Annotated in this window: 15 protein-coding genes; 10 read left to right on the top strand and 5 right to left on the bottom strand. The window is 30.9% G+C overall.

The window, feature by feature from the left end; all coding sequences use genetic code 11:
- Nucleotides 1-72: 72 nt before the first annotated feature.
- From HZR23_RS07470 to HZR23_RS07490, 5 genes are all read left to right on the top strand, one after another.
- Nucleotides 73-909: a DegV family protein gene (locus HZR23_RS07470; RefSeq protein WP_132849391.1), complete on the top strand. Its 837-nt coding sequence runs from the start codon at nt 73-75 to the stop codon at nt 907-909.
- A 113-nt stretch (nt 910-1,022) separates the two neighbouring features.
- Nucleotides 1,023-1,655 carry a hypothetical protein gene (locus tag HZR23_RS07475; RefSeq protein ID WP_132849392.1) on the top strand — a complete coding sequence of 211 codons (633 nt, stop codon included), beginning with the start codon at nt 1,023-1,025 and terminating at the stop codon, nt 1,653-1,655.
- A gap of 111 nt (nt 1,656-1,766) precedes the next feature.
- Nucleotides 1,767-2,231 carry a pyridoxamine 5'-phosphate oxidase family protein gene (locus HZR23_RS07480; RefSeq protein WP_132849393.1) on the top strand — a complete coding sequence of 155 codons (465 nt, stop codon included), beginning with the start codon at nt 1,767-1,769 and terminating at the stop codon, nt 2,229-2,231.
- Between the two features lie 223 nt (nt 2,232-2,454).
- Nucleotides 2,455-2,757: a Dabb family protein gene (locus tag HZR23_RS07485; RefSeq protein WP_132849394.1), complete on the top strand. Its 303-nt coding sequence runs from the start codon at nt 2,455-2,457 to the stop codon at nt 2,755-2,757.
- A gap of 44 nt (nt 2,758-2,801) precedes the next feature.
- Nucleotides 2,802-3,230, top strand: coding sequence for a prolyl-tRNA synthetase associated domain-containing protein (locus HZR23_RS07490; protein WP_243098268.1), 429 nt, complete (start codon nt 2,802-2,804; stop codon nt 3,228-3,230).
- An 86-nt stretch (nt 3,231-3,316) separates the two neighbouring features.
- Here HZR23_RS07490 and HZR23_RS07495 read toward each other — a convergent pair whose 3' ends face one another.
- From HZR23_RS07495 to HZR23_RS07510, 4 genes are all read right to left on the bottom strand, one after another.
- On the bottom strand, nt 3,317-4,099 hold the full coding sequence (locus tag HZR23_RS07495; RefSeq protein ID WP_132849395.1) for an ABC transporter permease: 783 nt from the start codon (nt 4,097-4,099) through the stop codon (nt 3,317-3,319).
- A 2-nt stretch (nt 4,100-4,101) separates the two neighbouring features.
- Complete coding sequence (locus HZR23_RS07500) at nt 4,102-4,740, bottom strand: ABC transporter ATP-binding protein (RefSeq protein WP_132849396.1); 639 nt, start codon at nt 4,738-4,740, stop codon at nt 4,102-4,104.
- Nucleotides 4,741-4,861: 121 nt separating this feature from the next.
- Nucleotides 4,862-5,389 carry an FMN-binding protein gene (locus tag HZR23_RS07505; protein ID WP_165913754.1) on the bottom strand — a complete coding sequence of 176 codons (528 nt, stop codon included), beginning with the start codon at nt 5,387-5,389 and terminating at the stop codon, nt 4,862-4,864.
- Between the two features lie 647 nt (nt 5,390-6,036).
- Nucleotides 6,037-6,936, bottom strand: a complete 900-nt coding sequence (locus HZR23_RS07510; protein WP_132849398.1) for a radical SAM protein — start codon at nt 6,934-6,936, stop codon at nt 6,037-6,039.
- Between the two features lie 124 nt (nt 6,937-7,060).
- Here HZR23_RS07510 and HZR23_RS17755 point away from each other — a divergent pair, with 124 nt between their 5' ends.
- The 5 genes from HZR23_RS17755 to HZR23_RS07535 all read left to right on the top strand — a co-directional run bounded on the left by HZR23_RS17755 (nt 7,061) and on the right by HZR23_RS07535 (nt 10,557).
- On the top strand, nt 7,061-7,297 hold the full coding sequence (locus HZR23_RS17755) for a ferritin-like domain-containing protein (RefSeq protein ID WP_165913755.1): 237 nt from the start codon (nt 7,061-7,063) through the stop codon (nt 7,295-7,297).
- A gap of 25 nt (nt 7,298-7,322) precedes the next feature.
- Nucleotides 7,323-7,592, top strand: coding sequence for a spore coat protein (locus HZR23_RS17760; protein ID WP_165913756.1), 270 nt, complete (start codon nt 7,323-7,325; stop codon nt 7,590-7,592).
- Nucleotides 7,593-7,675: 83 nt separating this feature from the next.
- Nucleotides 7,676-8,176: a nitroreductase family protein gene (locus HZR23_RS07525; RefSeq protein ID WP_132849399.1), complete on the top strand. Its 501-nt coding sequence runs from the start codon at nt 7,676-7,678 to the stop codon at nt 8,174-8,176.
- A gap of 16 nt (nt 8,177-8,192) precedes the next feature.
- The gene (locus tag HZR23_RS07530) at nt 8,193-8,444 is read left to right on the top strand and encodes a GIY-YIG nuclease family protein (protein ID WP_132849400.1); all 252 of its coding nucleotides are present in this window, start codon (nt 8,193-8,195) and stop codon (nt 8,442-8,444) included.
- A gap of 124 nt (nt 8,445-8,568) precedes the next feature.
- Nucleotides 8,569-10,557 (top strand): methyl-accepting chemotaxis protein, encoded by a 1,989-nt coding sequence (locus HZR23_RS07535; protein ID WP_132849401.1) that lies wholly within the window; start codon nt 8,569-8,571, stop codon nt 10,555-10,557.
- Nucleotides 10,558-10,599: 42 nt separating this feature from the next.
- Here HZR23_RS07535 and HZR23_RS07540 read toward each other — a convergent pair whose 3' ends face one another.
- The gene (locus tag HZR23_RS07540) at nt 10,600-11,844 is read right to left on the bottom strand and encodes a Y-family DNA polymerase (protein WP_132849402.1); all 1,245 of its coding nucleotides are present in this window, start codon (nt 11,842-11,844) and stop codon (nt 10,600-10,602) included.
- Nucleotides 11,845-11,995: the final 151 nt, after the last annotated feature.

The raw sequence follows: 11,995 nt of genomic DNA on the forward strand, positions 1-11,995 counted from the left end.
GTGTATTACACTTTTTAGGTATATTTAGATATTTGGTTGCAAGAGTATAAAGATAAATGAGAGGTGTAAAATATGAGTTTTAAAATAGTAGCTGATAGTAGTTGTGATTTGACGAAAGAACTTAAAGAAAAAATGGATGTTGGTTTAGTACCTTTAACAATTGAAGTTGATAACAAAACATTTGTTGATAACCAGGATATTAATGTAAAGACACTCATTCAGGCAATGAAAGATAGTAAGTTAGGTTTTAAGACAGCATGTCCATCCCCTGCAGATTTTATGAATGAGTACGAAAAAGCAGATAATGTTTTCGTAGTTACATTATCCTCGGCTTTAAGCGGAACTTATAATAGTGCTATGATGGCAAAGGAAATGATGCTTGAAAATGTAAGTGATAAGTTCATTCATGTATTTGATTCTCTAAGTGCTTCTGTTGCTGAAACATTAGTAAGTATAAAGATTCATGAGTTAATTGAGGCAAATCATGATAAATTCGAAATTGTTAACAAAGTTGAAAATTATATAAAAGAGATGAAGACATTTTTCATTCTAGACTCTTTAGATAATCTTATTAAAACTGGAAGAATAAATAAAATCGTTGGACAGGTTGCAACGGCTTTAAATATTAAGCCTATTATGGGTGCAGATGACGACGGTAGTATTAAGTTAGTTGAAAAAATCCGTGGGAGTAAAAAGGCATTTAAAAGACTTGCTGAGATTATTGGAGAGCAAGGATCTAAGTTAGAAGATAAAATAATAGCAATCTCTCATTGTAATGCTTTAGAGAAAGCGGAAGCATTAAAATTAGATATACAGCAAAGATATAACTTTAAGAAGATAATTATTGTAGAAATGGCAGGATTAAGTACGGCTTATGCTAATGATGGTGGTATAATCGTAGCTTTTTAATATGTTTAATAAATGTTAACTCATGACTATATTAACTTTATGTAGTCATGTTTTTTTTATATACCAGAATAGTTTTGAATAATATGGGTATATATGTTATGGGGGTGGTTCGAATGTCAAGAACCTCGAAAATTTCTTCAGTTACAAGTAGTCGTATTCACAGTAGCTATGTCCATAGAAGTAAAACTGTTAATAAGCCTAGTATGGTTGAAGGGGTTGGACAAGTATCTAATACAAGTAATCAAACAGCCTATTCCTCTGGAAACTACCTTTTCTATTCAGATGCTTTTTATGAAAGTTTAAAAAACTTTAAAGAAGAATACAAGAAGTTTTATTATAACCAAAGAGAGTTAGAAAGAAAAATTATAAATTTTGATTATGGTGATAATCTTTTAAATAATTTAATAGAATTAGTTAAGTCATATAATTTAGCTATTAACTCCTTGAAGTCATTTGATAGATTTGTCGGAACCAAGCACTTAAATAGAATTGGGAATACTTTAGAAACACAAGCTGAAATAATTAAGTCTATTGGAATAGTTAATTTAGAAGGATACGAACTCAAGTTCGATGAAAGTAAACTAGTAAGAGCTATTGAACAGGACGAATTAGAAGTAGTAAAGATAGTAAAAAACCTAATTGAAACGCTTAATAAAGATTTTAAAACTATCAAAGTAAATGACCCCCTAAATTATGATTTGGTTTTTAGTTATATTATTGGTTTATCAGTTGATGATAAATCATAATTATATATAATTTCATATCAGTGAAATATCTCTCTTTTTACGACCCAATATTGGGTCTTTTTTTTTACTATGCTATAATCTTATTAAAGTTAAATTCAAGGAGTGTTTATTATGTTTAGAGAAATGAGAAGACAAGATAGAAAGATGACTGATTCAGAGGCAATGGAGTTATTAATTAAAGGGGAATATGGAGTACTTTCAATTATAGGACAAGATCAATATGCTTATGGAGTGCCACTAAGCTATGCATATGTAGATGGGGCCATATATTTTCACTGTGCCAATGAGGGGCAAAAACTAGACAATATTAAAGGCAACAATAAAGTCTCTTTCTGTGTAGTTGGTGACACGAGAGTTATTCCAGAAAAATTTACTACAAACTTTGAAAGCGTTATTGTTTTTGGTAAAGCACAAATTTCCTTAGATGATGAAAAGCGTAAGGGGTTATTAGCTTTAGTAGAGAAGTACTCTCCAGATTTTATTGAAAAAGGAACAGCGTATATGAATAGCGATATCAATAAAACAACAGTTTTTAAGATAGATATTGATCATATATCTGGGAAAACTAGAAAGTAGTAATCAGTTTAGGAGGATTCATTGTTACAAAACGGACAAGAAAAGTGCAACTGTTTTAAAACTGAGTGTGAAAGGCATGGCCAATGTGTATTATGTCTCGAGCATCATAGGAAATTCATGAAACACCCACCTTATTGTCAAAGAAAAAGTAGAAATAAACAAAAAAAGTAGCTACCGAGATTTTAAAAAAGTAGACACTTTAAGAAAGAATGGAGTGAGTATTTTGTTAAAACATATTATTATGTGGAGAATAAAAGATAATGTACATGGGCTTTCGAAATTTGAGAGTGCGATAAAAATGAAAGATGCATTAGAAGGCCTAGTTGGTATTATTACGGAGATAAAAACCTTAGAAGTGGGAATAAATATAAATGATTCTGATTCAGCCTATGATATTGTGTTGTTTTCGGAATTTGAGGACAAATCAGGTTTAGAGGCATATAAAATTCACCCTCAACATATGAAGGTTGTGGAGTTAGCTAAGACAATTGTCTCAGAGAGAGCGGTAGTAGATTATATAGTTTAACTTACTGAATATAAATAAATTAATAATATTATTGGAGAAAAAATATGTTTGAACAAGAGTTGCAAATATATGGAATACTAAAAAAGTTATCAATTGACTATGAACGGTATAGTCATCCTCCTGTTTCAACAATGAAGGAATTAGATTCAATTATTGAGAGTTTCGAAGAAATACATTGTAAAAATATATTTTTGAGAAATTCAAAAGGAGATAAACACTATCTAATTTTGGTTAAGGGTCATAAAATTATTAATTTAAAAGAAATTGCAAAAACAATAGGTAGTACAAGGTTAAGTTTTGCATCAGAAGAAAGGCTAAAGCAGTATTTAGTACAGCCTGGAGCCGTTTCGCCACTAGGATTAGTAAATGATAAATTAAAAGAGGTTATAGTATTGGTTGATAAAGACTTAACTACATCGCCCAAAATGACTTTTCATCCAAATGTAAATACTGTTAGTATAACTATGAAATAGAATGATTTTATTAAGTTTATAGATTGGTGTGGCAACTCAGTTGATTTTATAGACATTAGTTGATTAAAACGAGTTTAAATAAGTCTTTACTTTATAATAAGTTGTTGGTCATCATTGAAGAAAGTTCTATAACCTAATTGAACGAATAAAATAACTGACAGGGCAACACTACCTAGAATACCTAGCATAATTGCTATTTGGTACTCTATAGCAGTTAATGGAGATACACCAGATAAAATTTGACCTGTCATCATACCTGGTAGAAATACTATTCCCATACCTACCATTGAATTTATAGTTGGTAAAATGGCTGCATCGAAGGCTGAATTTACAATTTGTTTTGTTGCAGCCTTTGGCGTTGCTCCAAGCATTAGTGCATTTTCAACAATATTTTTTTGACTAATAATATTGTCTATAAGAGTATTTGTCCCTAAGGCAATACCTGTCATAGAGTTACCAATTATCATACCTGCTATAGGAATAAAATATCTTGGCTCGTACCATGGGGTTACTCGTATTACAACTAGAATGAAATAAAATAAACTGCTTAAGGTACCTATTATCATAGAAAGGGCAATAACCTTTTTTATTTCTATTGATAAAGGTGCTTTAACTCGTTTGAAAATATTTATAATTGAAAAAATCTCCATTAATAGTATTACGAATAAAGTGAATAAAAAATGGGGGTTTTCAAATAAATAGACTAAAATGTATCCTGTTAGAATTAGTTGAAGGGTCATTCTAACTGTAGATATTACAATTTCATTTTCTCTTTTAATTCCTCGAACCCGTACTATTGCTAAAAGTAGTGCTATAAATATGTAAGCAGATAAAACCTGAAACATTTGTAATTCAATAACATTATCCATACTTACAATTCCCTCCAACTTAAAATTTTTCCATCTTTTATTTCAATAATAATATCTGAGAATAACTCAGCAACCCTTTTTGAGTGGGTAACCATTATTAATGTTTTGTTATTGTTTCTTGTATGTTCAACAAGTCTTTTTATAATTATTTCTTCAGTTTCTTCGTCTAAAGCTGAGGATGGTTCATCTAATAAATATACCTCAGGATCCATTATTAGAACTCGCCCCAGAGCTAATCTTTGCTTTTCTCCACCAGATAAGTTTTGTGCGTTATCAATAAGTGATTTATTTAATTTTATAATTCCTAGCAAATCCACTAATTTTGAATCATCAACTATTTTTTTTTCGGATAAAATTAATCCTGACAAGAGATTATCCTTAATTGTACCTGGAAATATAGCAGGGGATTGGGACAACATTACAACTTCCCTACGTAAATGAATAGAGTTAATATCCCTTAAGGATGTACTGTTATATAGAATTTCCCCCTCATCAGGGCTAAGCATTTTATTTAAAAGTTTTATAAGCGTAGACTTACCACTACCGCTTTCACCAACAATGCATGTTATTTTGCCCTTAGGGATATGTAATTCAGCAATTGAAAGAATTGTACTTAATTTTACATTATATAAATTGAACATAATTATAACCCCTTTATATTTATAGATACATTTATAAGTAGTATATGTTACTAAATAAAAAAAATCAATGTAAAAGCCCTACTAGGGGCTTTCACATTGTATTTCTACTTAAGTCTTATTTTTAGTTTGTACCAGCTTCTCCAGGACCTCTTTCAAAGGCATCTTCAACTGCTTTAACAAATTTTCCAAATGTTGAAGTTGCACCAGTTATAACATCAACCTCATCGATGTCTTGTGTTTCAATAAGTGCATCTTGATAGCCAGGGAATGCTTCTTCAGAATTTATTCCAGCTTGAGCTTTCCAATTTTGATTGTATTCTTCTTGTTCAGATTTTCTATTACCTTCTTCATTTAATTCATCATAAGTAACTTCTGTAATACGGCCATCTGCAACTGTAATTTCAACTACAGCTTTCCAACCCCTTTGGTCAGGTTCACTTTCACCTGTATAAGTACCGTCTTCAAAAGCTGCTCCTTCATCTGGTGTTTCCCCTTCATCTGGTGTTTCCCCTTCATCTGGTGTTTCCTCTTCATCTGGAGTAGGGGTTTCTACTGCTGGTGGAGGAGTTTCTTGTGGTCTACACCCTATTCCAGCGAAAGTAACTAAAAATGCGATAAGTAATAGAACCAATAGTTTACTTTTTCTCAATTGAATCACCTCTTGATATATTTTTTTATTATGCTTATTAAATTTAATAATAGTTTGATAAAAAATGCTATGTTATATACGTTTAATCGTCCATGTCTATTTTGTAAATTTAAGGAAACAATATATATATTTACAAATAATCACTACATAAATATTATTTTCATCATAAAATAGTATTAAAAGGGGGAATTCATATGTGCAAAACACCTAGTAGTCGAGAAATAGCCTTTTTTGTTTTTTTAATAGGGGTTTTATTTCTAAAACTGCCAGTCCAGAAAAAGTTGGCCTACTTGGAAGTTGGATAGCCGTATTAGAAGACCTACTTGCTGCTATTAGCGACACTGATATTTATATAAAAGAGGTAAAGGAAGAAAAAATGAAAGAAATTAACTCTATAAACAAACAAATAAATGAATTACAAAAAAGACTTGAAGAACTTAAATGTTAAATAAAAAAGAAAACTTTAAAAAACAGTTTCTTTTTTCACTTATTATATTTAAATATGTAAAATTAATAATTAACTTTTATAAACATAAATTCAAATAGTTAAGTGATATTATATTATTTTTGGTACTCTACAAAGAAATTTAATTACAAATTAAAGGAGATATGAAATATAAATAGTCCCTGTTCAAAATAAAAATGTGTTAATGTAAATTTATTAGACCAACTTCCTTAGCTGATTCCTTTGCAAGTCTAAACTGACTCTGAGTAAGTCGTTCGTCAATCATAGGATAATCCTTTGCTCTATATACTGGGTAATATTGAGACATAAGATTAACATAAACATCTGGTGATAATTCTTGAGCTACAAACTGCATAATTTCTTTAGTATTATCTATATGGTTAGGCATAACTAAATGCCTAATGATTAGCCCTCTGTAGGCTATATTGTTATAAGTTTTTAGATTTCCTACTTGTCTATACATTTCTTTAATCGCTTCTTTAGTAATAGTATAGTACTCCTTTACTTTCAAATATTTTTCACCTAATTTATTATTTGAAAATTTTATATCGGGCATATAGATATCAATAATATTGCTTAGAAGCTTAATTGAGTCTACTGAGTCATACCCATTTGTGTTGTATATAATTGGAATACATAAGCCATTTTGAGCAGCAATAAAAATTGCTTCAACAATTTGTGGAATTATATGATTAGGGGATACTAGGTTTATATTATGACAACCCTGTTTTTGTAGTTGGAGCATACTAAGTGCCAGTTCATATGGAGTGGCTTCTTGACCTATGCCGCAATGACTAATTTCATAGTTTTGGCAAAAGACACATCTTAAATTACAGTATGAAAAAAATATAGTCCCAGATCCATTTTTTCCAACCAACTCTGGTTCCTCTCCAAAATGCCTTTCGGCACCTGAAGTATAGGCGTTTTTTAAAGCTCTACAATAACCTTTTTCATCTTTTAGACGGTTTACGTGACAGTTGTGAGGGCACAATATACAGTCTTTAAGCATATTGTTTAAAATCTTAACTCTCCTTTCAAGTTCTCCGGTTTTAAGTAAATTTATATATGATGGTATATGCATAACACTAATCCTTTCAAATAAAATTTTTTATGTATTTAGTTTCTTCAGAAAATTTATTTGTAGTATGTTATTTAACAGTATAAAATAAATTTCCATAGCAAAAATATTCTTAGGTGGTGTACATATGGCAAATATTAGTTTATCCAAAAAAGAAACATTATTATTAAAGGATCAAAAAAAGCACGAGGAGATGTGTATTATTAAATATAATAATTATGCAAATCAAGCGCAAGATCCTCAGCTTAAGCAAATCTTTTTAAGTCATGCACAACAAGAGCAAGAGCACTTAGACACAATAAATCAAATTTTAAATGGTCAAATACCTAGTATGCAAAATTTAACAACAAAATCAACAGAATAGTCAGAATCAAAATAATCAACAGGGTATGCAAAGTCAAAATCAACAACAGAATATGCAATCTAACACAAATCAAAATAATTTATCAAGTAACTTAAGAAATGTTAGTGATGAAATATTATGTAATGATTTACTTATGACTGAAAAATATGTTTCTGGTGCATATGATACAGCATTATTTGAATTTGCAAATACAAATATAAGACAAGTTCTTAACCATATACAAAAAGAAGAACAGAAGCATGGTGAGGATATCTTTAATTACATAAGCAGTCATGGGATGTATATGCCAGAATAACTAATAAAACAGTCAAAAATTTGACTCTTTTATTAGTTATAATATAATTAAGTTATATAAAATTGTAAAAGGAGGTATTTGTAATGAGCATTTTATTCAAAAGAAGGAGTATTAGGAAGTTTAAAAATAAACCTATTGATGAAGAAACTGTAAAGCTATTGCTTAAGGGGGCAATGAGCGCACCTTCCGCTGGAAATCAAAAACCATGGCATTTTGTAGTAATAAATGATAGGAATATATTAAATGAGATACCAAAGTTTCATCAATACTCACAAATGTTAAAAGAAGCACCTCTAGCTATAGCTATTTGTGGAATCACCGAGAATATAAAATACCCAGAGTATTGCGTGCAGGACTGTTCCGCTGCAACAGAAAATCTTTTAATTGCAATTACTGAGCTAGGTTTAGGTGGGGTTTGGTTAGGTATATACCCTAGAGAGGATAGAATCATTGGTTTATCGCGTTTATTAAACTTACCTGAAGGGGTTTTACCTCTATCGGTTGTTTCCATTGGGTATGCAGATGAAGAAAAGGAACCAATAGATAGATACATGGAAGATAGAGTACATTATAATAAATGGTAGACATTGAATTAATATTATGAACTATACATATATTTTAAAATGTAGAGATAATACTTATTATACTGGATGGACTAATGACTTAGATAAAAGGGTAGTTATGCATAACAATGGTGTTGCATCTAAATATACTAGGGCCCGATTGCCTGTAGAATTAGTATATTATGAGGTATTTAATGAAAAAAAACATGCAATGAAAAGAGAATATGAAATTAAGCAGATGAACAGAAAAGAAAAAAATAAATTGATTGAAGAAAGCCTTATAAAATAGGGCTTTTTTTACTTAGTTTTGGAAATAAAATTAATTTGTTTGAGTATAATTTTTCACGGGTATATTTCTATTGTGACTTTAGTCCTACACAGAACTAATAGTGACAAATAGAGGAGGGCATGTTATGACAAGTATTAAAACAAAAATCATTATTTATTTTTCTATCATTCTTTTAGCAGTCTCTAGTACTTTTGGATACATATCGTTTGATACTGCCAAAGACGCTGTTACGGAGGAGTTAGAAAACACGCTACAATTATTGGCAAATGATAGGGCGAAAATAGTCGAGAGTAGGTTGAGTCAACAGAAATCAATATTGGAGGTCGTTTCCAAGCTAGATGTGATTAGAAGTATGGATTGGGATACACAGAGAGAGTTTTTACAAAACGGTAGCTTAAGACATGACTTTCAATCACTTGCAATAGTCTCTCCCGATGGGACTGCTAGATATTATGATGGGACAATTACTAATTTAGGTGATAGAGGTTATATACAAAGAGCATTTAATGGAGAATCAAACATTTCTGATGTAATTATTAGTAGAGTAACAAATTCACCTGTTATGATGACAGCTGTTCCAATTTTTTCAGAAAATGAAGTAGCAGGTGTATTAATAGGTAGATCTGATGCTAGTGTATTAAGCGACATGGTATCAGATTTAACATATGGAGTTAATGGATATTCGTATATCTTTAATAATCAAGGTATTTTTATGGCACATCCAAATAAGGACTTAGTGATGAATGAATTTAACCCAATTGAGTTGTCGCAGGATGACAAAAGTTTAACTGCTTTAGCAGCCTCATTATTAAGAGTTTTTGATGAAAATGAAGGGGTACATATTTATGAGTTTAATGGAGAAACCATTTACTCCGGATTTAGTAAAATTGATGGTACAAATTGGTATATAGCCGTAAGAGCTACTGTAAATGAAGTTATGGGTTTTGCCTCAAAAGTAAGAAATAACATTTTAACTACTACTGCTGTAATTATATTTTTAAGTATAATAATTGCATTTTTTATAGGTCACTCCATCGCTGTGCCCTTAACTAAGTTAACAAATCACGCCGAGATCTTAGGAAGCCTAGATTTTACAGGTGAAATACCAGTCGAATTAAGGGAAAGAAAAGATGAGACAGGTAAATTATCAAATGCGTTTCAATCATTAATTGCCAACTTAAGAAATTTTGTTGAGGACATGGCTAATACATCTCAAATGGTAGCAGCTTCTTCTCAACAGTTAACTGCTACTAGTCAACAAACAGCAGTTGCATCCAATGAAATAGCTAAAACGATAGAGGAGATAGCTGGTGGAGCAATGGGACAAGCTAGAGATACAGAAGAGGGTGTTATTAAAACCGTAAGCTTAAGTAAAATTATTGAGGAAGATTTAAAGGATATGGAGTATATAAATAATGCTTTAACTAAGTTGACTAAGCTTAAAGAGGATGGTTTATATGTTATAAAGAATTTAACTAATAAAACAAATAATAGTAATAGTGCAATTGAGTCTATTTATGAAAGTACTAAAGATACTAATCAAAGTGCAGAGAAAATCGGTGAGGCAAGTAAAATAATTGAAAATATAGCTGGACAGACAAACTTGTTAGCTCTAAATGCAGCTATTGAGGCCGCTAGAGCTGGGGAAGCAGGTAGAGGCTTTGCAGTAGTAGCAGATGAGATTCGTAAACTTGCAGAACAATCAACTAAATCCGTAAAAGATATTGACCAAATGCTTATTAAGCTACAGGATAATTCTAAAAAATCAGTTACGGTTATGGAAAATGTACTTAGTATTATTAGTGAACAGGTTAATAGTGTTGAGATTACGAGTCAGAAATTTGATGGAATATCTGAACAAATTGAAATAGTTGGTGGGATAGTAAATAAATCCGTCGGATCTGTAGAAACTATGAATAAAACAAAAAATGAGCTTTCTGCAATTATTGAAAGTTTAGTAGCTGTCGCTCAAGAAAACGCTGCATCAACAGAAGAGGCCTCGGCAGCTGTAGAAGAACAGACTGCATCCATTGATGAAATATCAAATGCAAGTGAAGCATTAGCGACTCTTGCTGAAGAAATGCAAATTAAAATACAAAAGTTCAAAATTTAGAAATAAGGGGCACTAAAATATGCCCTTTTTTAATTTCAATTGTTATAGGAGACTTGACATCATAGGATAATCCTCTTCATCTAAAACCCCTCCCATTAATGGATTTAGACCAGATTCTAAAAAACATGATCTGATTATTGACTTATTACCATATTTAATACGAAGATTATCAATAGTTTTATCGAGCATTCTTTGGTTTTCAGCTTGCTTTTGAAACATGGAAAGTTGAAAAAAATCATTAGAGCAAAGATGAGAATAATGTACACCTAAATGGCGTAGAGGTTCACCCTTCCAACATTCATTAAAAAGGGTCTTTGCTTGTTCATAAAATATATTAGTAGAGTCCGTAGGAGTGTGTAGTTTTCTTTGATGAGAATAACTAATAAACTCATTATTTTTTAATGAGATAGAAATAACCTGGGCACATTTATTAGCAACTCTCAACCTAATGGATACAGTTTCAATTAAAGAAAGTAGAACTATATGGGCTGTTCGGGCATCTGTTATATCAAAGGGTAATGTAGTGGAATTACCTAAACCTTTCATAGGTAGTTGTTCATTTCTAACCGGTGAATTTTCTATACCATTAGCATAATTCCAAATAAGTGTCCCGTGACTTTTGAGCCAACTATAAACATAACTAGAATCACATCTTGCTAATTCACCGATAGTCATAATACCCTTTGATTGAAGTTTACGCTTCGTTGAAGAGCCTACCATAAATAGATCTTTAATAGGCAATGGCCACATTTTAGTTGGAATTTCATCTGGAAATAAAGTGTGTACTTTATCTGGTTTTTCAAACTCTGATGCCATTTTTGCTAATAATTTATTCGTACTTATACCAATATTAACTGTAAAACCTAGCTCTTCTTTTATTCTATCCTTTATTTCGAGGGCAAGATTTATAGGAGTATTATTGATCAATGCACCAGAGCAATCTATAAAAACCTCATCGATTGAATATCTTTGAATGGTAGGGGAATAGGCTGTTAATAGATCCACCATAGCTTTACTGCACTTCATATATAAGTTATACCTAGGGGGTATTACTACTAAATTAGGACATTTACTTCTAGCAGAAAATAGAGTTTCTCCAGTTTGAATATTATATTTTTTTGCTGGAATAGATTTAGCTAAAACAATACCATGGCGGCTTTTTTCATTTCCACCTATTACTGAAGGAATGGTTCTTAAATCTATTGAACTACCGTTTTCAAGTTGGTAGGCAGCCTCCCAGGAAAGGTACGCTGAATTTACATCAATATGAAATATAGGTTTATACATAAAAATATCACCTCGAATATCAGAATAACAGAACAGATGTTCTAAGTAAATAGTAGTATATGTAAATAAAAATTTTCTATAATGAAAACAACTTCATATTCTCTTCATATTTTATATTTATAATTAAACCAAGCTAATAAGTAAAAGAAAT

Source organism: Serpentinicella alkaliphila (assembly GCF_018141405.1).
Classification (GTDB): domain Bacteria; phylum Bacillota; class Clostridia; order Peptostreptococcales; family Natronincolaceae; genus Serpentinicella; species Serpentinicella alkaliphila.